The sequence below is a fragment of the Methylobacterium oxalidis genome, assembly GCF_007992195.1.
Classification (GTDB): domain Bacteria; phylum Pseudomonadota; class Alphaproteobacteria; order Rhizobiales; family Beijerinckiaceae; genus Methylobacterium; species Methylobacterium oxalidis.
In genome coordinates this window covers 1-23,062 of record NZ_BJZU01000028.1, presented here as the reverse complement: position 1 = coordinate 23,062, position 23,062 = coordinate 1, and the positions used below count along the sequence as shown (strand labels likewise).

The following is a 23,062-nucleotide window of genomic DNA, read 5'->3' as shown; positions in this document are numbered from 1 at the left end:
GGGGTGGTCCATAGATTGATGGACATAGAGCAGTTCTTCAGAGCAGCTCCCTCACTCGCTGGGACACCGCGAACATGACGAAGTCCTCCATCCTCTCGGCCGTCTCCCGCATCGAGCGCGCCCCCAACATGAGCGCGGTCGTCCGCGCCTACGACGCCGCCCTCGGCGGCAGCGACGTCTCGGTCCACCGGCACCAGGGCGCCTGGCAGATCTGGCACGGCGAGGCGTCCGGCTTCTGCGGCGACTTCACCGAGATCCGCACCCACCTCGCCCGCGACGCCGAGGAGATCCTGGAGCGCACGGCCGAGGAGGCGGCACCGGCGATAGCCCAGCCCGCGCAGTTGCAGCAGGCCTGCGCCGCCCCGGCCGCCTCGGCCGCGCCGCAGCGCCTCTCGCGCGACGAGATCCTCTCCCGCATCCGGGCTCACGACCGGGAGCGCGATGAGGCCGTCGCCGAGATCGAGCGCAGGGCTGTCAACGGCAAGCCGAGCAGGCTCGACACCTGGCTGCTCGACGGTATCCGCGCGACCGGCGCAATCCTCGGCGAGCAGCTCTCCGAGCACGACCGCGTCGCGATGGAGAACCCGCCCGCCGCCGGCTTCCGCGTCGTCAAGGCGTGGGTCGACGACGCCGACGTCTTCCAGACCGTCACGTTCCCGATGATCTTCAAGCGGGCGCAGGACGCGACCGCCGAGATCGTCTCGCTGCTCGGCGGCCGGGACCCTGCGAAGTTCAGCGCGGCCGAGCGGGAGGCGGGTGCGGTCCTCACCATGGAAGAAGTCGGGCCCGAGCCGGGGCCGGCCCCAGTCCCCCTCCCGGCCCAGCAGCAGCAGGCACGCGCGACCCGCACCCCCACCCCGAAGCCGGTCCGGATCGGCGGCGGCAAGATCGTCCCGCTCGCCGTCGTGCCGACGCACGCCATGGCCAACTTTCAGGTCGCGGAGCTCGTCCGTGCCGCGCTCGACGCGAGCACCCCGCCCGCCGACGCGCCGCAGGCGTGGCTCACGTCGGTCAGCGCGATCGAGCACGCGGCGCTCGACGCGTACGGAGCCGCCCTCGTCTGGATAGGCGCATACGAGGAGGGGCGACATGCCCCCTGCGACCGAGCCTACGGCCTGCTTTTCGACGCCCGCGTGCGGCTGCAGGACGCCGCCCGGCACCACGCCGACCTCGTCGCCATCGAGGCGATCGGCTCCTTGGGCGGGGGCTGGGAGCTCCGCCCCTGCGTGAAGCCGGGCCACTACGATCTCGTGCAGGAAGCGAGCGTGAGGCCGGAGCTGCAGGTGCCGCAGGGACTCCCGACCGCGGCCTACCGCGCCCTCGTCCGCGCCTACCGCCGGGGCCTGGAGGTCGGCCGGCGCCGGGTCAAGGCGGCCGTCCGCCGGACGCTCAACGGCCCGACGCTGAACCTGGAGAACCTGTGATGGCCCTGCCCCTGCACCCGGACGCCCTGGAATTCGCGGCCCGCCTCCTGCTCGGCGAGGAGTTCAAGCGGCCGCTCGCCCGCCTGCTCGGGCCGCATCACCCGGACGGGTCGCGCGCGACGCTCGATCCGCGGCTGCCCTTCCGGTGGCTCGCGCCCGAGCGCCTCCCGAACGGAGACCGCAACCCGGCGTGGCGCCCCATCCCGCCGTGGGTCGCCCCGGTCCTCGGCAGGCTCCTCGCCGAGCGCGCCGAGGAGCTCGAAGGTCAGGCCGGGATGGCTCGCCGGCACTCCGCCGTGCTCCTCAACTGGAACGAGGGGGAGTAGCCATGACCTGGACCCGCCGCACCGTCACGCCGCATCACCTCCCGTTCGGGCCGGACGGCAGGACGTACGACCCCGGCCTCGTCGTCGAGACGAGCCGGATCGACGATGCCCAAGAGCTCGCCGAGGACCGCATCTGGAAAGCCGCGCCCCTCACGCGCGCAGGACGCTTCGCCGTCCTTCGGCCCTCCTACGGCGACGCCGGGCCGGCCCTTCTCCACGGGTGGCGGGTCCGCCGCGTGGGAAGCGCGGAGCACGCCGCGCTCGTCCTCCGTCTCGACCAGCACTTCCTCAACGGCCGGGTCGCCTCCGCGGCGCCCGAGCGCGTCGCGCTCCGGCACACGGACCGCCTGCTCGTCGTGACGCCCGACCTGGTCGTCGGCGTCAACGGCGCCGACGAGGACCGCGCGTTCGGTCACCTCGCCGACGTCATGCTCGGCACGCGACAGCTCCGCCGTCGCCGCCCCCGCGTCACCCGGGCCCCGGCAGACGACGTCGCCGCGCTCGTCAGCATCGACCTCGCCAGGCAAGGAGAGTAGCCATGGCCCGCCCGCCCTTGCCCGCCGGCGACGTCGCCGCCCACCGCGCGTGGGTCGCCGAGACCGTCGCGGCGCCCTTCCACCGGCCGCGCGAGCTCGCCCGGTTGGTGCACCCGAAGCCGGCGCCCGCCCCGCCCGCAGAGAAGGCGCCCGACCTCGTCGACATGATGGAGGCGCCGGCCCCGGCCGACGAGAAGCCCTGGTACGTGAAGCAGGGGCTCCCGATCGACGAAGTCCTGCGGCACCACTTCGGCGGCGCGATCTCGCCGCCGACACCTCTCGCACTGAAGCGAGCCAAGCTCCGACGCGAGCGGGCCGAGGCCGCGATCGCGGCGCGGGCCGCCAAGCCGAAGATCCCGGCGCCGAAGCCGATGACGCCTCTCGCGGAGAAGCGGCTCCGGCTTCGTCGAGAGCGGGGCGCGGCCGTGGTCGCGACCATGGATGCCGAGGGCGTGGAGGAGGATGAGGCGGAGGTCCCGGCCCCTGAGCCGACGCCCGAGCCCGAGGCGCCGCCCTCCGCGGGCGAGGTCGCGCCCGCGCCGGCCGGGGCACCCGCCCTCGCGCTGACCTTCGACATGGGCTTCTGGACGAAGGCCCACGCCGAGGACCGCATCGAGTTCGAGCCGGCCCTCGGCAAGCCGCACCGGGTGGCGTGCCCGCCCTTCCATCTGCACGACGAGGAGCGCGCCGAGCCGATCGACGAGTTTCTCGGGCAGGTGGTCGGCGTCGAGCACGGCCGAGCGCTTCTGTTCCGGCGCCGGGATCCCGACGTCATGGACGGGTGCGAGGTCGGGCAGCGCTACATTCTGATGCGGTTCTGGCGCGACGATACGGGCGAGGTCTGGTCGATGCCCGTACGGGGCGACGACGCGGACGCCGTGCGGGTGGCGATCTGGCGGACGGTGAACCTCTACCGCCGGAACCGGGGCGGCTCGGGCTAGCCGCCCTCGTCCAGGCGCTCGCACAGGACCGACGAGTACGTCGCACCGTCCGGGCAATCCCCGAGCCTGGCCAGCCTGTACCGGGGGCGCATGCAGCAGCTGAAATAAGCCACCGTGATCGGAGGTCGGGCATCCCCCGGCCGCCGGTTCGCGTTCGCCGCCTCGACGCGGCGCTCCGCCTCCGCGCGGGAGATCCCGATAGCCATCCGCCCGCAAGTCATGCACGTGACCGCGCCCTCGGGGGGCTCGCTGTAGGTGTAGCCGCCCCTCATGTCAGGCTGCCTCGGCCAGGGCGGCCGCCGCGGCCGGGCCGCCCTCGCGCCGGGCGACATCGGCGAGCAGCTCCATGACCTCGGGCATGGTCACGGGTCGGAAGCCCCATGCGTCGACGCCGACGTCGCAGGACCGGGCCGTCGGCGGGATCGAGCCGTGGCTGTGCCCGTAGAGGTGGATCCGGCCGCGGTGGGCGTCCGGCCACGTGATATGCGCATAGTGGCTCAGCCAGAGGTCGACGGGTGCTGGCATGCCCCGGTCCTGGATCGAGAGCCGCAGGACGTCGTGGATCCCGCCCTCCCACGGCAGGCGCTCTCCCCTCTGCTCGTGGTTCCCGCGGATCAGCGTCTTGTGCCCGGCGAGGCGATCGAACACGGATCTGGCGTGCGCGAGGCTGCAGCCATAGGCGAAATCGCCGAGGTGGAAGACGCGGTCGCCGGGGCGGATCCTGTTGTTCCACATGCTGACGAGGAACTCGTCGTGCTCCTCGATCGAGGCGAACGGGCGGGGCCGGGCCATCCGGTCGGACATCATGCCGGCATGCCCCACGTGGGTGTCTGAGGTCAGGTAGGTCGTCACGGGCAGGGCCCCTCGAACGGAACGCATGGCCGTCCGGATTTCCGGACGGGGTGGCTAGCCTTCAGGCCGGCAAGCGTTTCGAGGGGGCGTGCGTCATGGGGCGATCCTCGGGGATCGGGGGCCGCCCGGCAAGAGCCGACGCGGGGCACGGTTAGCCCTTCCCTGGCCTTCGGAGAGGGGCCGTGATTCGAGGGGGCGTTGTATCCCCGTTGTATCCCGCCGTTTCAGGGGCAGCGCGAAGCGCGTGAAGAACGCCTCGCAAGGGCCTGTCAGCTATAGGGAAAGGGATTGGAGCGGGCGATCGGGATCGAACCGACGACATTCAGCTTGGGAAGCTGACGTTCTACCACTGAACTACGCCCGCGCGCGCGGCGCATTCGCGCTCACGCGGCCGCCTCGCGGCGGCACGGCTGGACCATATCAGAGCCGGACGCGTTGTCCACGCCCCTCTGCCGCCCCGGTGCGGGCAGCCCGCGTTCACATCGGGAAGGCTTTCCATTAGTGGTCGCCGGAGCCGGGCGCCCCGCGTTCGGGCGCCGCGCACCGCGTTGGAGAGACATGGACACCATTCCTGCGCCCGAGGCTCCCGCCGCGCCGGGCGAGACCGGGCCGGCGAGGACGGCACGCCTCATCCTGGCCTCGGCCTCGCCGCGCCGCCTGGCGCTGCTCCAGCAGATCGGGATCGAGCCGGACGCGCTCCTGCCGGCCGACATCGACGAGACGCCGCGCAAGTCGGAATCACCGCGGGAGCTCGTGCGGCGCCTCGCGCGGGAGAAGCTCGCGGCCGCACACGAGGCCGCGCGCCGCCGCGAGGACATGCGGCACGCTTGGGTCCTCGCCGCCGACACGGTGGTGGCCGTGGGCCGCCGGATCCTGCCGAAGGCCGAGATTCCGGACGAGGCGGCCGACTGCCTTCGCCTGCTCTCCGGCCGCCAGCACCGGGTCTACACCGCCGTGGCGCTGGTCTCGCCGAAGGAATCGCGCCGCGAGCGGCTGGTCGAGAGCCGGGTGCGCTTCAAGAGGCTCTCGGGGCGCGAGTTGCAGGCGTACCTCGCCTCCGGCGAGTGGCGGGGCAAGGCAGGGGGCTACGCGATCCAGGGGCTCGCTGGCGCCTTCGTGGTGAAGCTCGTCGGCTCGCACAGCGCCGTGGTCGGCCTGCCGCTCGCCGAGACGAGCGCGCTCCTCGAGGGCGAGGGGTTCCCCGTGCGCGAGCGTTGGGGAGCGATGGCATGAGCGCCGCGTCGGAGAAGGCCGCGCCCTGTCCGATCTGCGGCCGCCCATCCGAGCCCGCGGTCGCGCCCTTCTGCTCCGCGCGCTGCGCCGACATCGACCTCGGCCGCTGGCTGAGCGACCGCTACGTCATCCCGACCGACGACGAGGAGGAGTCCGAACCGCCCCAGAAGCGCTCCGAGTAGGAGCGGCGCCGGCCTTCGGAAAAACCCGCGCCGACGGTGCAAGACGAGGCTGGACAGGAACGGCGGCACTCACTATACCCCCGCTCCAGCCGACGCCGCACAGCGGATCGGCGGTCGCCCAGGTAGCTCAGTTGGTAGAGCATGCGACTGAAAATCGCAGTGTCGGTGGTTCGATTCCGCCCCTGGGCACCATTTCTTCCTAAGCTTCTGAGTCATTGAGATCATTGGGTTTCTGGCGCTGAACCGGTACACAAAACCGGGACACAGCCTTCGATGATCCTGAGCATGAAGCGTCACGCCTCCCGCGCCGATTCCGAGCTGCCGCAGTTCAAGCGGCGGGTGCCGACCGATGTCGCCGAGCGCCTGAAGGGGAGGGTGGTCAGCTTCACCCTGCCGGCGGTCGGTCGCGAGGATGAGATCCCGGTCTCCTTCCGCCTCGGCGAGTTCGCCAAAGTCTCCCTGCGGACCCGGCATTCAGACGTGGCGAAGGTTCGGGCTCTCGCTCTCGCGGCACATCTCCAGGGCGTGTACGAGGCGGTGCGGCAGGGTCCAGCCGTCCTAAGCCAGATGCAGATGGACGCTCTCGCGGGCGAGGTCTACCGCCAGCTCGTCGCAGAGCACGATGAGAATCCCGGCACGGTGGAGCAATGGGAGCGTTTCAAGGCGCTGACCCGTGCGGCCGTGGAGGGCCGCATTCCGGGAGCGCCCCCAATTCCCGCGGACGGGCGAAGCGATGATGCCGTGATGGCCGATCTCCTGTTCGGAGACGCGACCGGCGAGGAACTGACGGCACGGGTTGATGCGCTACCGCCAGAGCACGACGGGCAGGCTCTTGTGCAGCGGGTGGGGCGTCTCGCCTTCTGGGCGCTCGATCGGCGCGGTGTGGTGATGAGCACCGACCAGGAGCTGGATCTTCTGCGCCGGGTCGCACGGGCAGCTCTCGACGCGGCGGCCACGTTGAAGAAGCGCGCCGGAGGCGACTGGCGGCCCGACCCGGTGGCCGAGCGGTTCCCGTCCTACGAGGCGCGGCAGAAAGGGGCGGGTGTCACCCTGTCGGAGCTGTTCGAGAAGTGGCGAGCTGAGCGGAAGCCGGCGCCGTCATCCGTGTCGACGTGGCGGGGCGTGATCAACTCTTTGGCCAGGCATCTGAAGCATGAGGATGCAGCTCGGATCACCCGGCGCGATATCCTCGCGTGGAAGGATGCCGAGATCGCCCGCGGCCTCGATGCGACCGCCTTTGGGGACGGCCCGCTCGCCGCAGTGAAGGCCATCCTGAACTTCGCCGTGCGCAACGACCTCCTGAAGGAGAACCCCGCGCAAGGCATCGTGGTCTCGGGGAAGAAGAAACCCGGCACGAGCATGCTGCCTTACGAGGATGAGGAGGTTGCCCGGCTTCTCGCGATCACGGCACATCAGAAGGCGCCGGCCAGGAGATGGCTGCCGCTGCTTGCGGCTCTGACCGGCGCCCGAATCGGCGAATTGGCTGCGCTATGGGGCTCATCGGTGATCGAGCGGGAGGGCGTGATCGGCATCATGATCACGCCTTCGCCGGATGGAGCGACTCTGAAGAACGTGGGTTCGGAGCGGTTCGTGCCGCTGCACCCGGCCATCATTGAGGCCGGCTTCGTCACCTTCGCCCGAGAGCGTGGGCATCGGCCGTTGTTCTACCTGCGGCCCGCGAAACGGGTCGGAGAGGGCAAGCACCCGTCGAAGGGCGTCACGAACCACCTTGCGACGTGGATTGGAGCACAGGGCTTCAAGCGCGAACGGGTCGCTCCCCTGCACGGACTCCGGCACTGGTGGAAGTCCGCCGCATCGCGAGTTGGAGCGCCCGACTCCATCGCCGACGCAATTCAGGGGCACACCGACAAGGGCGCTGCGGCTCGGTACCGGCACATCAGCATCGCGCAGATGGCCGAGGCGGTCGCCATGGTGCCTCTGCCTGCAACACCGCACACTCACGGCAGCGAGCACGAGCTAATACCGATCGTGCGGGCGGAGCCGGGGTAACCGAGGCGATGGTTCCTGCTACGTTTTTCGGCGCCTCAATATTGAGGAGGTGAAAATCGTCCGAGCAGGGATGTGAAGCCATGTCGACGAATCGTCATGAGCGAAGTGGTACCGGTCCCGTTTTAACGAAGCAAAATTGCTTTGCCGAAAATCCGCAGCGCGGTGTCTGATTGGGCAGCGCCTGATCCATCCGGTTGAACTCGGCGATGTAGGATTCGCGGAAAGCTCCGGCATCCTCTCCGTCAAACCCAAGCACCAAGAACGTGAAGCCGTCACGCCGCATCATCACATGCGAGGTCGTTCCGGCTCCGTTTTTCACCAAATCAAAATTGATTGCACGAAAATCGTCGGAGCAGTGCAGGTTGCGGATGTCGCGTAGCACGTGGAAGTGAGTCTTTCCGAAGAACGCCGCTACGTCCCGGCTGTCCGCCGTCAGCTCGCCGTCGATGATCTGCACCTTCGGCACGAGGCCGCGCTGGGTGATCTCCGGTTCAACGTGCACTGCGTCGTCCATGTTGAAGGTCTGACCGCTCACCTCCGGCTCGGCTGGATCGGCAGGGCCTCGGCAAAGGCGAGGATGCGGTCGGAGAGGTCGCGCCGCTCGATCCAGGTGGTGGTGCAGCTCACAACGTCTGTCGCGAGCCACGTCAAAGATCCGCGCTCGGATGGGCGGCCTGGCATGATGTGCGATCGAGCCAAGCTGTTCGGGTCGAAGACGTATTGGGCTGGCGCGTCGCCGTGATTGGGCGAGCGCATCATTGGGATCGGCGCCTTGAAGCGCTTGCTGTCCGTGTAGGCGACGACGTGCTTGTCGATCGGCATCCGCACCAGGGCCAGTTCGTGCCGCAGACGCCGAAATGGCCCGTTGTCCTTCTCGATCTTGCGCTGGTAAACGAGCCGCACCGTCTCGTATGCACCACTGACCCAGAGATGCGAGAGCAGGATCACATCATCGTCTCGTGAGCCTTCATCAGTATGACCCGCGCGGATTCGCTCAGCCACCTCATCCTCTGGGGCGCGAACCAGCAGATCGAGCTTGCCGTGGCTCTGGATCGTGCCGGTGAGCGCGGAGTCCGGAAGCGCCGGGCCCCATCGCCAGGAAAGGTCTCTCCAGCGCTTCGCGGTCTCGGGCTGTCGCTGACGGGCTTGTAAAAACGCCTGCTCCACCATGTTGCCGATCACGATGCACCTCTTGCGGCTAGCCCATCGCCGAGCAGCTTTTGGCAGCGCAATTTTGCGCTGGCTCAAAACTGAGCCGCTAAAATCAGAACGGCGGATACCATTACGGATCATCGCCCCATTACGGGCTTTAAGAACGGCGCATCGAAGTCCGCAACAAGCTCGTCAGGCCCGTCAAACAGAATCCGAGCGAGAGCAATGCTGAGAAGGTCGCGGACGACCTGTGACCGGCTTGGGATCACGGGGTCGGTGCTGATGCGGCGCAGGTACTCGATCGCGTCGAGGAGATCGTCGCTGAGCACGAGGCTCACGGTGGGAGCAGTGTCGGTGGGTCGGTGGGTCAGCATGTTCGTGGAACGTGGTTGAGGCGGGAAGCGGGTTGCCGCCGGCCAAGAGGTGAGGAGCGGCCTCGCGTATGGGCGAGAGCCGTTGCGGTGGGTGGCTCATAGGAAGCCCGTAGGCGGCAGCCGCAATCCGAGGACGCCGAGTGACGGAAACAGGCCCACGGCCGTCTGGAGGCTCCTGAGCCGCAGGAAACGGCATCCGGTGAGGGAACCTTGGCCATGCTGGCGGGTTGAGTGAGCGCTGACCTGGACGTGCGCACTTCCGGGAGCGTTGAACCGTGGCCGAAGTCGCGAATCTTTCGGGGGGTCCCACCGAATCATTGCGGCTCGGTCAGGAAGCGAGCGAGCGGGCGGTTCACGAGGCGGCCCAGCGCGTCGGCAAGGTCGCGGTCCACCAGATCGATGATCTCCAAGGCGTCGTCGCGCAGCGGCACCTCGACGGCGGTGATCACCGGCCGGGGCAGGGTGGTGTGCTGGCGAGATCGGAAGGCGAGGGCAGCCTTCAGGTAGGCAACGGCCCTTTCCTGCGCGATTGGGTCTTCAGGCAAGCCGATCATGGTGTCGGTGACTTCAGCGGTCGTGGTGGCGACAAGCGTGACCGGCGCCGGCACGTAGACGGGCCGATCGACGTAGCCAGACTCCGCGGCGGCCCGCATCTCGGCGGGGACGACCCGAGCGGCCTTGCGGGGACGCGGCATCAGGCAGCCCTCGCAGTGTCGGCGGCCAGGAACTCGACAGCCTCAAGGAGGAACCGGACTCCGCAACGGCTATCCATCTGGTACGGATGAAGCGTGCCGCTCACCCGGACGGTATCGCCTCGCAGGATGCCGATCGCGCGTCGCTCTCTCGGGATGAGGATGTTCGGCCTCTCGCGAGTGCGAGCCTGCACGAACTCTCGACCCGCGGGTTCGGCGCGGATGGGAAACGAGAGGTCGCTGCCGGGATGGCCGTAGGCGCGGGCGAACAGGTCGGCGCAGGCCGCCTTCAAGGCGCGCAGGTCGGCACGGGCCGCCACGATACCGAGTTGGTAGTAACCGGAGGAGAGGAAGCGACGGTCCGGCACGTCGAGGGACGGATAGCGGGCAAATCCCGCGATGGTGTACAGGCGATGGTGCATCAATCTCGATCCGTGAAGTTAAGGTGTTGTGGTATGAGCCGCGCGCATCATGGGTGTCGTTCGTAGTCGAACATAACACGAAAACGGTACGAGCACTGCGACGCGCTCTTCCGGAGCGCTCAAGAGGCCGTCCATGAAGTAAGGATGTGCTTGGCCGTCCGCCCGAGACAGCGGAAGATCTCGTCGCGTGGCTAGACGCCAGCCAGGAGGCGAGGCGAGACCGCCGTGCAGGCCGATGAAGAGGAACCGAGACTGGCGGACACGATCACGGCTGCCGTCTCAATCCCATGCTGGTCGGCAGGCGAGCGATGCGAGCCGATATCGGAGGGCTCGGGCGGCAGCGTGGGGCGCTCACCGCCAAGAAGTCCCGCTTCCCCTTGGATGGCGTCGGAGGCGAGTTGGCGAGCCGTGGGCTCGGAAGTGCGTGTGGGGCGGAGTGAGGCCGCCTGCCCCTCTCCACCCGTTGGCTGGGGGTTGGGACCGTCAGGCCGCGAGAGCCAGGCGAGTTGCTAGCGCGGCATCCTCGGCCTCGGCCCGATCGATCCCGCGGTAGAAGGGATCGTCCGAGATGAAGTCGGCCCAGGCCGCATCGGCTCCGGCCTTAAGATCAGCCAAGACCTCCCTAAAGGTGCGGATCTCTACGGCGGATGCTGCGGTCTGACCGTGGGTCTCGCTCTCGGCTGATGTCGCCTCGATCGAGGTGGCGGTGCTCGCCGAAACGGGTGTCCCCATTTCGTCGTTCACCTTACACGCACTACGTGCTGTTGCCGACGAAAAGTGGACATCGCCGCTGTCGAGCACACGAGCTTCAGGCTGGCCCTGAGGCTCCGGATCGATCAGGCCAGCTTTGATCTTGCGCCTCACGGTCTTCAGGCTGTCGCTACCGAACTCTCCGCGGCGGTGCCGGGCGGCCAAGCTGTTCTCGCGTGCGGTATAGCCGGGCTCCTGTGCTCGCTTGCTCCGCTGATAGAGCGCATCGACCTTCATGCGGTCAGCCTTTCGCACCGCCTTGGGCCGATCCTGCGCCACGAGCGACACCAGACAGGCACCAAGCACTTCGTCCTGGCTGATGCCATGCCGCTTCGCGATCTCATCCACGGTGCGGAACGAGCCGTGGCGCTCTGCCTCGACCTCACGGCAGCGGTCCGCCACCCACTCTTCCCCCCATCCCTCGATCACCTCGGGCAAGTGACGGCGCGCCCAGGCGACCAGCTCACGCTCGGCCAGCTTCCGGGATGCACGAGCCCCGGCCACGATGCGGGGCGCAGCGTCGTCGAACACTGCATCGGCGCGAGCATCGTCCCAGGGACCTAAGCCGCGACGGAGATGGGCGAGCTTGGCGAGATCGGAGAGGATCAGCGTGTTGAGGCCGACTCCGCGCTTGCAGCCTGCCTCCGGGCTCTTCTCGAACCGGGCGATCTTGGCGAGAGGACCCGCGAAGCTCACACGGCCAGAGGCTTGCAAATGTTCATGGTTTGTGCTGGTTTTATCAGTGTTCAATATCGTCTTCGGCACCCCCTGCCTGCTTCCCCCTTCGACCGAGTCGGCGGGCAGCGGGGCGTCCCCTTCCTTGTTTCTGTGGATGGCTACCGATTTTTCGGTTGCTTCGCTTTCGTCGAAACGCTAGACATCCTTTCGTGCCGCATTTGCGTCCTGCGCTGATTCGCCGGAGCAATCTTTCCAATAGCAGCGGTCGCGCACGTTGTCGAATCGGCTGCGCATTCGTGCGCGTGCCGTTCACGGAACAGGCGGTGCAGTGCCGGTCAGCGCCGGAATCGGTCCGAAGGTTCGGTCGAGGGTGAGGGCACCCGCAGGCGGCAGCACCTGACCCATCACTTGCCCGGCACCCGGCACGATAAAGGCGGGATCATTGCAGGTGCTTGACCCGAACTCGGCCGCAAGACCGTCGATGCCTGCGGTGCCCGAGAAGCTAGTGCGAAGGGCGCCCTGCTTCGTGAATTCGTGGCGGACCATGTCGAGAACGTAGCTGCCATCGATGCCGTCGCGGATTCCGGAGATGACGACGCGCTGGCCGTCGCGCAACCACGGGTCGCCCTCAGCCAACGTGCCATGGATTCGCCCGGTCGACCGATCGAGCGTGGCTTGGACGGACTTGGCCGCCGCCTCGGCCTCCGCTTGCGAGTTGAAGATGTTTCCGATCGTGTGAGAGGCCTCCGTGTCCAGATCCGGAATGTTCGACTTCGTCTCTACAGTCTTCGTGTTGCCGTCGCCGTCCTTATACTGGGCAATTGTCCTGGCGGTCTCTCCGCGGGAGTCGGTCAGAATCTCCAAATCGGCAAAACTGTACTCGCGCAGGACAAGCGTCGGCATCGCGATATCGGACACAGACCGGCCGCCGGCTCGCGGTGTCAGGATCACGCGTCCGTCGGTAATCTTGGCTACCGCGCCGTAGTGCGACTCAAGGCGTTCGACTAGTGATCCCATCGAAGTGACCGAGTTCAGGAAGGGAATCTTCTGATCTGCAATGCTCGGGTGAACATCGACCTTCATCCCGATCTTCGATCCAGCCTCAGCCAAGATTTCCTCAGCGGTCTTGTCTTTGAACTCTTGTATTGTGTGCGTCTTCAGATCGTTGAGCGACGAGGCAGAGGTGCCACGAACGGCGATGGACTTCGGCGGAAAGCTGAAGCGGACCGAGTTCACCTCGAAACTGCCCATCCAACTTGTGCCGATACCTTCATAGCCCAAGTAGACGACGATCCGGTCCTTCACCCGTGGCGTGGCAACGAGCCAATCACGGTCGTCCACGGTGATCTCGATCGAGTCCTGAGAGCCGCCGCCGGCCGCTAGCTCGACAGCAATGTGAACGGCCCGATCCTGAAATCTTGCCGTGATGTTCTCGCCGCCCTTCCAGATCTCGAAGATCGGCTTGTAGCCCGTTGGCATGTTGCGTCCGTGTTATGTGAGAGGCTGTGACAGCCGGGCTCCTCCCCTGAACGAGGAATGAGCCCGGCCAATGTTGAGATGATTAGGCGAAGGACGGCGAGATGTCGTGCGTTCGCCGATTCATCGCTTCCTGCAACTTGCGCTGCACGGCATTGGCGATGGCTTGCGGGTCCTGGCCGGCGCCGTTGATCGTGATCGGAGCCGAGACGGAGTGCGTGGAGGAGCTGGCGCCTGCACCGGCACCGCCACCGATCGGCTGCGTGTTCTGAGGCCGGATCGGGGTTTCGGCTCCGAGCGGTGCATTTCCGCCGAAGCCCGGTTTGAAGCCGGCCGCCGCGTTGCCACCGAGGCCCTTGGTCCAGCCAGAGGATCTGAGGGCTTCGGCCTTTGCCAGATCGGCACCGGGAGTCGGGATGGACGGACCAGCGCCGCCGGTCACGCCGCTCATCATCCGCCGGTAGGAGGAGGCTGAGGTGCCGTTGGCGTCGAAGTTGTCCCGGCCTCGGGCCAGAGCGGCGGCCCCACCGGGACCTTTGAGGTGCGCGGCAGCGAGCCAGCCGGCCAGTTCGTTCGCCTGCATGCCGGGCCGGATCACGCCCATGCGCTGTAACGCCCGGAGATTGCGGCTCGTGTATTCGATGAATTGCTTGTCCTGGACGCCGTTTCGGTTGGCCAGGAAGTCGGCCATGTTGCCGACCCCCATGGCCCTGGCTTTCTCGGTCCAGATCCCTGGATTGTTCAGCTCGCGGTTGCGCTTCGTGTTGACGTAGCCGGTGTCGAACAGTGCGGCGGCACCCATCTGCCAGCGGCCGGAGAAGCCGTAGGAATTCCGGATGCCGTAGCGGTTGCCCGACTCGCGCTTGCCGAGGATGTTGGCGTACTGCGCGGTGCCAGCCTCGCCGAGCCCGACGATCGTCTTGCCGTCCGTAACGATCGGCACGTCCGCCCCGGAACCGGAGCCTGTGCCAGAGCCTGCCCCCCTGCCGATCCGCGGGTTGAGACCGCCGCTGAGGATACCGCGACGGGAGAGTCCGGAGCCGCCGCCGAGCGCTGCGCCCGGAGTCGAGCCGGAGAGCGGACCCGAGGTGAAGCCGCCCGAGCCGAGGCCCGAGCTGCCGCCGATCGCGCCGGACATCACCGAGTTGCGGAGAACTGACGCGCTGTCAGAGAGAGACGCCTTGACGGCCTGCGCTGGCTGGCCGGCGGTAAGGGCGCCCTTGTGGATCAGCCCCGCCAGTCGCCTTCCGCGTTCTGCCTCAACAGCTTGGCGTTCTCGTCGACCGACTCCTTCAGACTGTCGAGGCTCTTCTTCAGAGGTGGATCGCTCCAGGCCCGAGAGGGAGCGCCACCCTTGGCCTTCTCCTGTTCCTCCGCCCACTGGTAGAGCCGGCCAGCGAGAGCATTCTGTTCGCCCTTCGATAGAGACGATGAACTGGCGAACGCGGCAGCACCGCCGATCCCGAACCGGCCAAGGAGTCGGCCGAAGAGCCCGCCGGTAGCCGCACCAGGACCCTTCGGCATGTTCGGAGCCGCGCCAGGACCAGCCGCACCGATGAGACCGGCCGCTTTCAGAATGCGCCATGCGCCGAGAATCGCGATGCCCAAGGCAGTGATGCCGGAGGCGAGACCGCCGAGTACCGCCACCGCAGGCGCCGCAATCACACAGGCCGCAGCGAAAGTGATGAGCCTTCCCGTCCAGCGGGCGATGGCTTCCGAGCTGGTATCGCCGCCTGTGAAGACGGAGAAGAGCCGCTTCAGGGTGTTGATCGTGTCGGTGATGCCCTCGGCAAAGGCCAGAGCGGTGCTGCGCCACTGCGAGATGGCGCCCGCATTGCCCTCACCGGGAGCCCCGAACACGCCGCGGAGCATGTCAGGCAGATCCTTGAACCCAAAGCCCTGGATCAAACCATCGATCGCAGCCCGGAAGCGAGCCTGAAGACCGCCGCCCTGGAGCTTGCGCGACCAATCGAGGAAGAAATCTCCCACTTGGCGGGCCAGTGGCGAGAGCACCTTGCCGAACTCGCCCATGATGTTGAGGAAACCAGCCTTGATCTGCTTGAAGACGAAGGCGAGCTTGAGGCTGTGGAGCTTCCACACCTCGCCGATCGCATCCAGTCCCTTCGCTTCCTTCGCAAGGTTTGCGGCCTCGCGGTACGTGGCGATGCCCTTGACCATGCGGCCGAACTCGCCCAACCATTCCTGCCCAGCGAAGAACTGTATTAACTGTTCTTGCTTCTTCTGATCCTTGATCTTGGCGAAGCGCTCCATGAAGTCGGGCAGGAACTCGTCCGGGCTTGCACGGCGGCGGCGGTCCATCTCCCCAACACTGCCGTAACCGAGATACCGGACCAGCTCCTTTGCGCGCTTGCCTTCGAGCCCGTGCTTCTTCACCATGTCCGGCATCTTCACGAGCCGGCCCGCGATGTAGTCGAACAGCCGTCCGCTCTGCCCGGCTTGGTTGCCGAGCGATGTCGATGCCGAGCCGAACGCCAACCCGGCCTCTTGCGACATGCCGAGCACCTGCGAGGCACCCGCGCCGCGCTGCAAGAACGAGATCAGCTTCTCGGGCGTGGTCGACTGCTTCGCCGCGAGATATTGCAGGGAGTTGGCAACGCTCTTGAGGCGGTCAAACGAGAACGCCTCGCCCGTGCTGGTCAGGATCGAGTTCACCGTACCTAGGGTGTCGGTGACGGTCTCGAACGGGACGGACCACGCCTCACTGGTCTGCGTCGCGAGGGAGGAGAACTGCTTGGCCCCTTCCGCCGGAATGCCGACCTTGAGCGCATCGGTGTAGCTCGTCAGAAGCTTTGCCGTTGAGACGCCGAGTTGTTCCGCGAGCGGGGAGGCCCACTGATCGCGGAGCTGGCGAGCTGCATCCTTGCTCAGCCCACCATAGATGCGCGCATTGATCTCCGCGCTGTCGATATCGGCCTCGGCTGTCAGGGCCCGGCGAGCCAGCGCGGCAGAGGCTGCGGTTCCGGCGAGAGCTGCACCGGCACCTGTGCGGGTCAGGCGCTGGTAGGTGTCCCGGCCATGGGAGGCGGCCGAGCGGGCGTTATCGAGGGCTGAGCTGCGCAGGTTCGCCCGTTCTCGATCCTGCCGGATACCTTCACGGTGGAGTCGACGCTCCTCCCGCTCGCGCAAGCCGTAGCGGTACGAGTCGAGGCGGATCGTCTCCCGAGCGGAGCGCTGGCGGTCTCGATCAAGGGCGGCTTCCTCTCGGGCTTGCTGCCGGATCATGCGGGAAGCGAACGACATGCGGTCCCGGAAGGATTGGGCCTGCTCCTGCGTCTGCACACGGACCGCCCGAAGGGATTCTGTCTCGGCCCGGCGCTGCTCCTTCATCCGTGCGATGCACTCGCGGGTCTCGGCCCGCTGCTCACGGACTCGCTGTGCCGCCATCCGACTCTCGAAGGTGAACCGGCTCTTGAGGTCCCGCATCGCCTCGCGCGTCTGCCGGGCGGGATCGGGAGTCCGCTTCGAACTGGCTGATCCCCTACCAAGAGGGTCGGCAGACCGAGCGGCCGAGCGCAGATTGGCGTTGATGGAGCGGACGGCAGAGTCGAGGGCCCTGAGCTTGGCTCGAAGCTGGTCGACCATATCGGCGCCGCGAGCTGCAACGTCGAGTTCGATGCCGAGCTTTAAATTGTCATCGGACATAGTGTTTCCATGAGGAAAGAGGCCGGCCAGGATGATCTCGACTGGCTGGCGCAAGTGATCGACCGGCGAGAGGCCGCAATGTGGCCAGTCATCACCAGTTAGAGGGGGGTGGTATTCCGGAAGAATTTTAATATACAACATATGGGGGTCTGCTGACCCACCCCCCTACCTGTCACAAAAAAGACCCCACCCCTCTCGTCTGGCCGCGGCAGAGATCATCTTTCACGACAACTGCGGGGAAGTGTCAGGTGCGGCAGGCAGCCTCGGCCAAGTGCCGGAGCAGCGGCACGAGGGAGGCATGACTGGCATCGAGTGGCCCTGTGGGCGGTCGGTGCCGGTCAGCGCCGCAGCAAGCGCCCGGTGGGCCTGTGTTCAAGGGCTTCCGTGAACGGCAGCTCGAACAGGACGCGTCCCACCTTGTCAGTAATCTCGAACTCAAACTGACGTGGGTCATGGGCCTGCTGCACGTAGTCAGCGCTCATGGTCGGTATCGCTTCATAGGCGCAGAGGTACGCGGTCTCCGCGTCGGCCAGTTCCAAGCCGATGTCGTCGGCGTCCAGCCCTTGAAGCGTACGGAGATGGAAGAAGAACTGCGGCATGGGACGACTCGCGGGGCTATCCTCGGGCAACCACGCTCCCGGCAGATGGATCAAACCTCCGCTGGTAAACTGGCCATCTTAGGAATGCCGTCCGGTTCAGTTTGGGTGTGCCGATCTTGAACTGGAGCTAGGCTGGTTCACCAAATGTCGGTTGACCGTTCAAAGTGAACCGAGTATCAGTGAACCATCCTAATTGAACCGTCGGGGTTCGCCATGTTCGTCCGGGCCTATCTGAGAGCCAGCACCACGGAACAGGATGCGCAGCGTGCGCGGGCCCAGCTCGACGCCTTCGCGGCCGACCGCGGCCTGAGCATAGCCGCATGGTACGTGGAGAACGAGTCTGGATCGAAGCTCGCTCGGCCCGAGCTGTTTCGCCTTCTGCGCGACGCTCGCCCCGGCGACATGATCCTGGTTGAGCAGGTTGACCGCTTGTCCCGTCTCACCAGCGAGGATTGGGAGACGTTGAAGGGCGAGATCGCCTCTCGGAAGCTGCGCGTGGTGGCACTCGATCTGCCTACCTCGTGGATCATGGCGACGAAGGAAGCCGACCCGTTCACGGCTCGCATGTTCGAGGCCGTCAATGCGATGATGCTCGACACCCTCGCTGCCGTCGCGCGCAAGGACTATGAGGATCGTCGTCGTCGGCAGGAACAGGGACAGGCCAAGGCCAAGCTAGAGGGCCGTTACCGGGGCCGCCCCGAGGATACCAAGCGCAACGCCTCAATCGCTGGCATGCTCGACAAGGGCATGAGTTGGTCGCAGATCCAGGACGCCACCGGATGCAGCCGGGCGACCATCGCGAAGATTGCCAAGCGCGCGGCTTGACCGCTTCCGGCGCCGGAACATCTCCCGAGCTTGCAGGGCGAGGAAGCGATGGAGCAAGACGACCTACGGCCGCCGCCGTACCAAGTGACGACCGACCGAGACGGAGAGCCGGTCATCGTGGGGACCGTCGCCACCGAACTCGCGGCGCGAGCACGCTTCGAGTCGGCAGTCGAACTGTGCAAGACGCGGGACGATGCTCACTCACACCGAGTCGTGCCGCAACACGGTCCGGGTCAGCTCAGGGCATAGTCTTCAACGGATTCAGACGCTTCCGCACAGAAGGGTTGATCATCGGATATTGCCGATCCAAGTCCCGCGCGGGCGTTCCTGGTGGCAGGTACTGAAGCTCCCCCTACCCGACGCCTGCTGTCGGGAACGCTCAACACCTTCCTCATCTTCTTGAAAGCCTCGTCTCACTCGCGGAGGCGGGGCTTCTTCATATTGTCTAGAATAATTCTAAAGATCCTTTTTGGGGACCGGCTCGTGAGTGCTGGCAGAGTTTCAGGCCGAGACGCAAGCTGCAGGTCCGGCTGGGCGTGATCCGGAGGCTCGCCCTATCCAGGGACGAGAGCAGACACACTGCCCGGGTGATGGGTTTCTGTTCCCCCTGTACCAGTCCATGAAGGGGATGGTGATCGGCGGCTTCTCAGCATCGGCGAGAGGGGAGCGGCCGAGTCGCGTGGCATGGCAACTCGGCCGCCTTCGCGGGAGGCTCGGCGCGGCGATCATGGCCTAATCCCGGGTGCGCCTTCGACCGCGATTCTATGGTTCGATCAGCGCGCCGTCTGCGGTGAACTCGAGTTCAGGCGAGGGCTTCACCTTGCCCTTCGTGGCTGGCGCGGGGCCCGTCACATGCGTGATGGGATCGGCCGTTTCCGCTCTTGCAGCGGCCTGTTCGACTGTTCGGGGACGCGACACTTGCACGGTTAGATATGGCCGGCGTGACGCAGCGGGCGGGGTGACACCCTGCGCGATGGCGAACAGGTGCTCCAGCACGGCCGGGTCGGGCTTGGAATGGGAGGGCAGCCGTTCAAGCGCGCGGTAGATGCGCTCAGCGAAATCAACCGTGACATGTCCCGCATCACAGCAAGGGCAACTCACCCGTGCGACAGCGCGGGCAGCCTCGGCCTCGGCCATCTGCCGCTCGGAGAGAGCGCGGTGCTCCTCAGCCATACGGGCGCGCTCGGCGCGGATCTCAGCGGCTTGATCCCGACGCTCCTGCGCCTCGCGGACCTTCTTCGCACGATCACGCCAGCCGCCCGGAATACTTGTGAAACTCATCGGAAAATCCTTGCTAATTCCGGCCGATCTTGAAGCCGGCTTCTGCCGCAAGATGTTCAGCCCGCTCCGGATCGGCTCGCCAGAGCAGCATCTGGTTTGTGACGCTGTAGGCTGGCCCCTGAGCGAACGGATTGGTCGTTGAGGTGGTGCCCGCAGCCTTCCCACCTGCCTCGAACAACTCGGGACGATCGGCCTGAACCTTCGCCAGAACGTCATCTAGGCCCTGGCCGGCCAGTGGATTGCCTGCGGCATCAACCGCGATGAAGGCGCCCTCGGCATCGAGCCGAAGTAGCGGGGCGACAGCCTTTTCGACGGCCTCCACATCCCTGGCGCGGCGGGCGGCGATCTCAGCCTTCAAGAGCCGGCCGGCGAGCGCCCGAAGGGTAGCCTCGGCCATCAGAGCACCCCATCCCTCTGGCTGGCCTTCACCCTGATAAGATGCGTCGCCAGGAGCGATCTCACGTACGCCGAGGCGTCCAGACCGTAAGTGAGCGCAAGCTCACGAAGCTGTATGCGCATGTCCTCTGAGATGACTAGCTTAATCTCGACTGTCCTCTGATCTTTGTATAAGCGTGACCTACCGGCCATCTGCCAGTTTCCTGTTGCTCGATACTACGTGAATGTTCACAGGCGCTCCGATGTTGGCGGCCAGCTGTGAACGGATGAAGGTACTAAGCGGCAATCCGCGTTGTGCAGCCTGCCGCGCAAGCTCTGCCCAAAGTTGCTCGGACAGGCGGAGAGCGGTGTAACGGATGTTGAACCTCCTGATGTCGAAACGACAGAAGCCGCCACAGGCTTCCCCCGTAGCGGCTCCAGACGCAAAACTTTGATGATGCCCGCAATATCTCACAGAACGGGCGAATTGTCAACTTAGGCCGAGTACACAGGGTGCCGTTGTGTTCTCTGAGGGATATGAATGCCCCTCACAACTCCGAAGACGCGCGAGCATGACCCTAAGAGATCTGCGCTATCCAACGGGTCGACCCGAGCGGTACGGCTGGAGTAGGTCGGCTCTCCTGATCCGTGGCTGGGCGCGCGGATCGGACATGGCGCTACAGGTCAGTTCGAACCCATTCGTCAAAGTCATCAGCTTATCGCTACTATTCGCCAAACTTCTATGAATGCAAATCACATCACATCTTGAGAATTGTTTGTGCTAAGACTTGACGTGATCATGCGCATTCCCTACCTGCTGGCGGAGCACTGATCACGAGGACCGGGCTGATGTGCTCGCGAGCCCTATTCCGTCTTGTGCTGGTCCGGGAGACACAACCATGAGCGACATGCCGAACCCATCCGATCCAATGAGTTGGCTCAAGCCGCACGACGGTGAGGAGGCGAAGACGGTCCGGGCCTGGGTGCAGAAGAGCAAGCCGGAGGAGCCGAAGACGATCCAGGTGGTCGTGAGATTGCATGAGGCCGTTGAGGCGCCTGTGCGCCCTGCCGTGCCGAGCGGCACCCCCACCGCCTATCGAGCGGCGACGGCTTCGACCCGGCCTTCGCACAAGATTGTGGCGCCTAAGGGCTGCACCGTGCGTCCCGAACGGATCGAGCGCTCGTACTAGGTGTATGGTCCCGGGATGTGGTGTGACGGGTTGAGCCTGAAGCGTTCGGGCTCTTTCGTCCAGACCTGCAGGACATGCTCGTAGGGTGTGAGGCCCCGCAGGGTCTTCAGCCGGCGGGCATGGTTGTAGGCATCCACGAACAGCTGCAGGTGGGCCCGGATCTGCTCGTGGGTCTCGTAGTGGTAGCGCTTGACCGTGGCGTCCTTGATGGTGCGGTTCATCCGCTCGACTTGCCCGTTCGTCCACGGGTGGTTGGGCTTGGTCAGGCGGTGCTCGATGCCGTGCTCGTGGCAGACGCGATAGAACATGTGCCGGCTGTAGAGGGCGGTCGGGCCTGAACGGTTGCGCGGGGCATGGCAGAACTGAACGCCATTGTCGGTGAGAACCGTATGGATCTGGTACGGCACGAACGCGACCAGCGCACGTAAGAAGTCCGATGCGGTGTAGCGGTTGGCCTCTGCCTCCAGCTTGACGAAGGCGAGCTTCGAGGTTCGGTCGATGGCGACGAAGAGGTAGAGCTTGCCTTCCTCAGTTCTGACCTCGGCGATGTCGATGTGCACGTAGCCGATGGCGTAATCGGCAAAGCGCTTCTTCTTGGGCTTGTCGCCTTCCATCTCGGGTAGGCGGCTGATGCCGTGTCGCTCCAGGCAGCGGTGCAGGCTGGAGCGGGTCAGGTGCGGGATGCTCGGCTGCAGGCCGTAGAGGCAATCATCCAGTGGCAGCAGAGTATGCCGCCGGAAGGCGACGATGATGGCCTCCTCCTCTTGCGTGAGGATCGTGGAGCGCGGCTTCTTCGGCCCCATGGCGGCGTCCGCTGTCGTCTGCCGGGCGCGCCATTTCTGCACCGTCGTGGGGCTGACGCCGTAGCGCCTGGCGGCCGCCCTCACACTCTCTTGACGTAGCTGTATTGCGCGACGGACCGCCTCCGTCGTGCGGGCGCTGCCGTGGAGAACCTGGCCCATAGCGCATCCCTCGCAGCATGGTGGTCGACCGTACCACCACACCGCGGGATCAAACATCTAGGCTCACAGCTGCTTCGCGCAGGGCCAGATCTCTCTCAAAGCGGAACCCACCAGCGGACCAGCCGCCTCATGCCGATGTCGCGGGTTCAGCTTCAGCCACCGGCATACCGTTCGATGAGCCTGCTCCACCTTCATGCCGTAGGCTCGGCAGTACGAGCGGCGGGCACTGCCCGAAGCGTCTGCAGCGCTCATCTCGCCTAATGTGTATCGAAGGCCAAGAGCGTACCGTTGCGAGGTCGATGGCGCCTTGCAGAGTTCGTGAAGCTCGTTCCCACTCATGGCCTCGACATGCACGGAGCTGACGAGAAGCAAGGGGACAGCCCAGACCAAAGGTCGTCTCATCCTGCTCTCCGAACAGCCATATTCATGGCGGGTCACCGCATACGGTGCAAGGCCGCGGCACCAAGGCTGCGCTGATCAGCATGAGCCGAAGCTGCCCCGCCGCCCGATCTGATCACGGGCTGGCGGGGCGTGTCCGCGGACGTCAGCCATCCAGAGCGTGGAACAGATAGTAGCCGATCTGCCGTGTGACGCGGGTTGCAGCCTCTAAGCGGAAGCCGAGCAGTGGTGCCTCCCCCTATCCTGACAGGACCACTCCGATCGCATCCTGAGGGCCTCAGGATCGCTTCAGAAAGACCGCCAGCGGCTCTCTAATGCAAGGCTCTCTCGACGGCGTACACGTGTGCGATCTCCATCTGTCGCACAATGCTGTCGAACAGCACCGCCTCTGCCCTGAAGGTCACGAGATCGGCTTCCTCGAAGGTGGCGAACGCCTCGGAGTCGAGCACGCGCCCGTCTGGGCCGATGCAGACGCTCAGCCAGGGCGCGCCCGGCACTGGCGGCGGATACACGATGAATTGGTAGCGGGCTAACTCGGCTTCGGCGTTCTGGAGCATGGGCGCCTCCGATTGCCTATCCCGGCCAACGTCCGGCCTAGCTCATTGTTCGCAAGTAGATGGTCGACCACGAGCCTCACGGTATTGAGCGCCGTCGCGAGGCCCGACGACGCTGGTCGGGCCGGTACGCAACGTGGCCTGAAGTCAGGATGCAGCAGTGCGG

The 23,062-nt window shown here is 66.1% G+C and carries 25 protein-coding genes and 2 tRNA genes; 10 read left to right on the top strand and 17 right to left on the bottom strand.

Features of this window, described 5'->3' with window-relative positions:
* The first annotated feature begins 74 nt into the window (after nucleotides 1-74).
* The 4 genes from MOX02_RS08640 to MOX02_RS31745 are packed head-to-tail and all read left to right on the top strand — an operon-like array spanning nucleotide 75 to nucleotide 3,227.
* Complete coding sequence (locus MOX02_RS08640) at nucleotides 75-1,424, top strand: hypothetical protein (protein ID WP_147025405.1); 1,350 nt, start codon at nucleotides 75-77, stop codon at nucleotides 1,422-1,424.
* Nucleotides 1,424-1,750 carry a hypothetical protein gene (locus tag MOX02_RS08635; protein ID WP_147025404.1) on the top strand — a complete coding sequence of 109 codons (327 nt, stop codon included), beginning with the start codon at nucleotides 1,424-1,426 and terminating at the stop codon, nucleotides 1,748-1,750. The genes MOX02_RS08640 and MOX02_RS08635 overlap by 1 nt, the downstream gene beginning before the upstream one ends.
* A 2-nt stretch (nucleotides 1,751-1,752) precedes the next feature.
* On the top strand, nucleotides 1,753-2,286 hold the full coding sequence (locus tag MOX02_RS08630) for a hypothetical protein (RefSeq protein ID WP_147025403.1): 534 nt from the start codon (nucleotides 1,753-1,755) through the stop codon (nucleotides 2,284-2,286).
* A gap of 2 nt (nucleotides 2,287-2,288) precedes the next feature.
* Nucleotides 2,289-3,227 carry a hypothetical protein gene (locus MOX02_RS31745; protein ID WP_174804893.1) on the top strand — a complete coding sequence of 313 codons (939 nt, stop codon included), beginning with the start codon at nucleotides 2,289-2,291 and terminating at the stop codon, nucleotides 3,225-3,227.
* A gap of 273 nt (nucleotides 3,228-3,500) precedes the next feature.
* Here the strand turns inward: MOX02_RS31745 and MOX02_RS08615 are convergent, their stop codons facing one another.
* A complete protein-coding gene (locus tag MOX02_RS08615; protein ID WP_147025401.1) occupies nucleotides 3,501-4,106 on the bottom strand; it encodes a metallophosphoesterase in 606 nt (201 codons plus the stop codon).
* Nucleotides 4,107-4,368: 262 nt separating this feature from the next.
* A tRNA-Gly gene (locus MOX02_RS08610) sits at nucleotides 4,369-4,443 on the bottom strand.
* 194 nt (nucleotides 4,444-4,637) lie between these two features.
* Between MOX02_RS08610 and MOX02_RS08605 the strand changes: the two genes are divergently transcribed.
* The 4 genes from MOX02_RS08605 to MOX02_RS08590 all read left to right on the top strand — a co-directional run bounded on the left by MOX02_RS08605 (nucleotide 4,638) and on the right by MOX02_RS08590 (nucleotide 7,504).
* Nucleotides 4,638-5,312 (top strand): Maf-like protein, encoded by a 675-nt coding sequence (locus MOX02_RS08605; protein WP_147025400.1) that lies wholly within the window; start codon nucleotides 4,638-4,640, stop codon nucleotides 5,310-5,312.
* Entirely contained in the window at nucleotides 5,309-5,494 is a 186-nt protein-coding gene (locus MOX02_RS08600) for a DNA gyrase inhibitor YacG (RefSeq protein ID WP_147025399.1), read from the top strand. The genes MOX02_RS08605 and MOX02_RS08600 overlap by 4 nt, the downstream gene beginning before the upstream one ends.
* A gap of 116 nt (nucleotides 5,495-5,610) precedes the next feature.
* Nucleotides 5,611-5,686: transfer RNA gene (locus tag MOX02_RS08595), tRNA-Phe, on the top strand.
* 81 nt (nucleotides 5,687-5,767) lie between these two features.
* On the top strand, nucleotides 5,768-7,504 hold the full coding sequence (locus MOX02_RS08590; RefSeq protein WP_147025398.1) for a tyrosine-type recombinase/integrase: 1,737 nt from the start codon (nucleotides 5,768-5,770) through the stop codon (nucleotides 7,502-7,504).
* A 94-nt stretch (nucleotides 7,505-7,598) separates the two neighbouring features.
* On the opposite strand, the gene MOX02_RS08585 is transcribed toward MOX02_RS08590, so the two are convergent.
* The 10 genes from MOX02_RS08585 to MOX02_RS08540 form a co-directional block, all read right to left on the bottom strand.
* The gene (locus tag MOX02_RS08585; RefSeq protein WP_147025397.1) at nucleotides 7,599-8,039 is read right to left on the bottom strand and encodes a Rha family transcriptional regulator; all 441 of its coding nucleotides are present in this window, start codon (nucleotides 8,037-8,039) and stop codon (nucleotides 7,599-7,601) included.
* Nucleotides 8,036-8,686: a hypothetical protein gene (locus MOX02_RS08580; protein WP_147025396.1), complete on the bottom strand. Its 651-nt coding sequence runs from the start codon at nucleotides 8,684-8,686 to the stop codon at nucleotides 8,036-8,038. The genes MOX02_RS08585 and MOX02_RS08580 overlap by 4 nt, the downstream gene beginning before the upstream one ends.
* 107 nt (nucleotides 8,687-8,793) lie before the next feature.
* Nucleotides 8,794-8,994, bottom strand: coding sequence for a hypothetical protein (locus MOX02_RS08575; RefSeq protein WP_147025395.1), 201 nt, complete (start codon nucleotides 8,992-8,994; stop codon nucleotides 8,794-8,796).
* A 350-nt stretch (nucleotides 8,995-9,344) separates the two neighbouring features.
* Nucleotides 9,345-9,725: a hypothetical protein gene (locus MOX02_RS08570; protein WP_147025394.1), complete on the bottom strand. Its 381-nt coding sequence runs from the start codon at nucleotides 9,723-9,725 to the stop codon at nucleotides 9,345-9,347.
* Nucleotides 9,725-10,144: a hypothetical protein gene (locus MOX02_RS08565; RefSeq protein ID WP_147025393.1), complete on the bottom strand. Its 420-nt coding sequence runs from the start codon at nucleotides 10,142-10,144 to the stop codon at nucleotides 9,725-9,727. The genes MOX02_RS08570 and MOX02_RS08565 overlap by 1 nt, the downstream gene beginning before the upstream one ends.
* Nucleotides 10,145-10,627: 483 nt before the next feature.
* The gene (locus MOX02_RS08560) at nucleotides 10,628-11,659 is read right to left on the bottom strand and encodes a hypothetical protein (protein WP_147025392.1); all 1,032 of its coding nucleotides are present in this window, start codon (nucleotides 11,657-11,659) and stop codon (nucleotides 10,628-10,630) included.
* Nucleotides 11,660-11,881: 222 nt separating this feature from the next.
* The gene (locus MOX02_RS08555) at nucleotides 11,882-13,051 is read right to left on the bottom strand and encodes a phage late control D family protein (protein WP_147025391.1); all 1,170 of its coding nucleotides are present in this window, start codon (nucleotides 13,049-13,051) and stop codon (nucleotides 11,882-11,884) included.
* A gap of 82 nt (nucleotides 13,052-13,133) precedes the next feature.
* Complete coding sequence (locus MOX02_RS08550) at nucleotides 13,134-14,186, bottom strand: hypothetical protein (RefSeq protein ID WP_147025390.1); 1,053 nt, start codon at nucleotides 14,184-14,186, stop codon at nucleotides 13,134-13,136.
* Nucleotides 14,187-14,275: 89 nt separating this feature from the next.
* The gene (locus MOX02_RS08545; RefSeq protein ID WP_170267746.1) at nucleotides 14,276-16,711 is read right to left on the bottom strand and encodes a phage tail tape measure protein; all 2,436 of its coding nucleotides are present in this window, start codon (nucleotides 16,709-16,711) and stop codon (nucleotides 14,276-14,278) included.
* Nucleotides 16,712-17,049: 338 nt separating this feature from the next.
* Entirely contained in the window at nucleotides 17,050-17,310 is a 261-nt protein-coding gene (locus MOX02_RS08540; RefSeq protein ID WP_147025388.1) for a DUF6894 family protein, read from the bottom strand.
* Between the two features lie 213 nt (nucleotides 17,311-17,523).
* Between MOX02_RS08540 and MOX02_RS08535 the strand changes: the two genes are divergently transcribed.
* The gene (locus MOX02_RS08535) at nucleotides 17,524-18,135 is read left to right on the top strand and encodes a recombinase family protein (protein WP_147025387.1); all 612 of its coding nucleotides are present in this window, start codon (nucleotides 17,524-17,526) and stop codon (nucleotides 18,133-18,135) included.
* A gap of 762 nt (nucleotides 18,136-18,897) precedes the next feature.
* Here MOX02_RS08535 and MOX02_RS08525 read toward each other — a convergent pair.
* Nucleotides 18,898-19,416: a hypothetical protein gene (locus MOX02_RS08525; RefSeq protein WP_147025385.1), complete on the bottom strand. Its 519-nt coding sequence runs from the start codon at nucleotides 19,414-19,416 to the stop codon at nucleotides 18,898-18,900.
* A 13-nt stretch (nucleotides 19,417-19,429) separates the two neighbouring features.
* Complete coding sequence (locus tag MOX02_RS08520; protein ID WP_147025384.1) at nucleotides 19,430-19,813, bottom strand: hypothetical protein; 384 nt, start codon at nucleotides 19,811-19,813, stop codon at nucleotides 19,430-19,432.
* An 877-nt stretch (nucleotides 19,814-20,690) separates the two neighbouring features.
* On the opposite strand from MOX02_RS08520, the gene MOX02_RS08515 reads away from it, so the two are divergent.
* Nucleotides 20,691-20,981 (top strand): hypothetical protein, encoded by a 291-nt coding sequence (locus tag MOX02_RS08515; RefSeq protein WP_147025383.1) that lies wholly within the window; start codon nucleotides 20,691-20,693, stop codon nucleotides 20,979-20,981.
* Here the strand turns inward: MOX02_RS08515 and MOX02_RS08510 are convergent.
* The 3 genes from MOX02_RS08510 to MOX02_RS08505 form a co-directional block, all read right to left on the bottom strand.
* Entirely contained in the window at nucleotides 20,978-21,943 is a 966-nt protein-coding gene (locus MOX02_RS08510) for an IS481 family transposase (RefSeq protein ID WP_147025382.1), read from the bottom strand. The genes MOX02_RS08515 and MOX02_RS08510 overlap by 4 nt on opposite strands.
* A 63-nt stretch (nucleotides 21,944-22,006) precedes the next feature.
* A complete protein-coding gene (locus tag MOX02_RS32935) occupies nucleotides 22,007-22,282 on the bottom strand; it encodes a Rap1a/Tai family immunity protein (RefSeq protein ID WP_373866727.1) in 276 nt (91 codons plus the stop codon).
* A 371-nt stretch (nucleotides 22,283-22,653) separates the two neighbouring features.
* The gene (locus tag MOX02_RS08505; RefSeq protein WP_147025381.1) at nucleotides 22,654-22,899 is read right to left on the bottom strand and encodes a hypothetical protein; all 246 of its coding nucleotides are present in this window, start codon (nucleotides 22,897-22,899) and stop codon (nucleotides 22,654-22,656) included.
* Between the last annotated feature and the right edge of the window lie 163 nt (nucleotides 22,900-23,062).

Excerpts from the sequence above, each read along its gene's own strand:
- MOX02_RS08640 (WP_147025405.1), top strand. The coding sequence starts at position 75 with ATGACGAAGTCCTCCATCCTCTCGGCCGTCTCCCGCATCGAGCGCGCC.
- MOX02_RS08635 (WP_147025404.1), top strand. The coding sequence starts at position 1,424 with ATGGCCCTGCCCCTGCACCCGGACGCCCTGGAATTCGCGGCCCGCCTC.
- MOX02_RS08630 (WP_147025403.1), top strand. The coding sequence starts at position 1,753 with ATGACCTGGACCCGCCGCACCGTCACGCCGCATCACCTCCCGTTCGGG.
- MOX02_RS31745 (WP_174804893.1), top strand. The coding sequence starts at position 2,289 with ATGGCCCGCCCGCCCTTGCCCGCCGGCGACGTCGCCGCCCACCGCGCG.
- MOX02_RS08615 (WP_147025401.1), bottom strand. The coding sequence starts at position 4,106 with ATGCGTTCCGTTCGAGGGGCCCTGCCCGTGACGACCTACCTGACCTCA.
- MOX02_RS08605 (WP_147025400.1), top strand. The coding sequence starts at position 4,638 with ATGGACACCATTCCTGCGCCCGAGGCTCCCGCCGCGCCGGGCGAGACC.
- MOX02_RS08600 (WP_147025399.1), top strand. The coding sequence starts at position 5,309 with ATGAGCGCCGCGTCGGAGAAGGCCGCGCCCTGTCCGATCTGCGGCCGC.
- MOX02_RS08590 (WP_147025398.1), top strand. The coding sequence starts at position 5,768 with ATGATCCTGAGCATGAAGCGTCACGCCTCCCGCGCCGATTCCGAGCTG.
- MOX02_RS08570 (WP_147025394.1), bottom strand. The coding sequence starts at position 9,725 with ATGCCGCGTCCCCGCAAGGCCGCTCGGGTCGTCCCCGCCGAGATGCGG.
- MOX02_RS08565 (WP_147025393.1), bottom strand. The coding sequence starts at position 10,144 with ATGCACCATCGCCTGTACACCATCGCGGGATTTGCCCGCTATCCGTCC.
- MOX02_RS08555 (WP_147025391.1), bottom strand. The coding sequence starts at position 13,051 with ATGCCAACGGGCTACAAGCCGATCTTCGAGATCTGGAAGGGCGGCGAG.
- MOX02_RS08550 (WP_147025390.1), bottom strand. The coding sequence starts at position 14,186 with ATGTCCGGCGCGATCGGCGGCAGCTCGGGCCTCGGCTCGGGCGGCTTC.
- MOX02_RS08545 (WP_170267746.1), bottom strand. The coding sequence starts at position 16,711 with ATGTCCGATGACAATTTAAAGCTCGGCATCGAACTCGACGTTGCAGCT.
- MOX02_RS08540 (WP_147025388.1), bottom strand. The coding sequence starts at position 17,310 with ATGCCGCAGTTCTTCTTCCATCTCCGTACGCTTCAAGGGCTGGACGCC.
- MOX02_RS08535 (WP_147025387.1), top strand. The coding sequence starts at position 17,524 with ATGTTCGTCCGGGCCTATCTGAGAGCCAGCACCACGGAACAGGATGCG.
- MOX02_RS08525 (WP_147025385.1), bottom strand. The coding sequence starts at position 19,416 with ATGAGTTTCACAAGTATTCCGGGCGGCTGGCGTGATCGTGCGAAGAAG.
- MOX02_RS08520 (WP_147025384.1), bottom strand. The coding sequence starts at position 19,813 with ATGGCCGAGGCTACCCTTCGGGCGCTCGCCGGCCGGCTCTTGAAGGCT.
- MOX02_RS08515 (WP_147025383.1), top strand. The coding sequence starts at position 20,691 with ATGAGCGACATGCCGAACCCATCCGATCCAATGAGTTGGCTCAAGCCG.
- MOX02_RS08510 (WP_147025382.1), bottom strand. The coding sequence starts at position 21,943 with ATGGGCCAGGTTCTCCACGGCAGCGCCCGCACGACGGAGGCGGTCCGT.
- MOX02_RS32935 (WP_373866727.1), bottom strand. The coding sequence starts at position 22,282 with ATGAGTGGGAACGAGCTTCACGAACTCTGCAAGGCGCCATCGACCTCG.
- MOX02_RS08505 (WP_147025381.1), bottom strand. The coding sequence starts at position 22,899 with ATGCTCCAGAACGCCGAAGCCGAGTTAGCCCGCTACCAATTCATCGTG.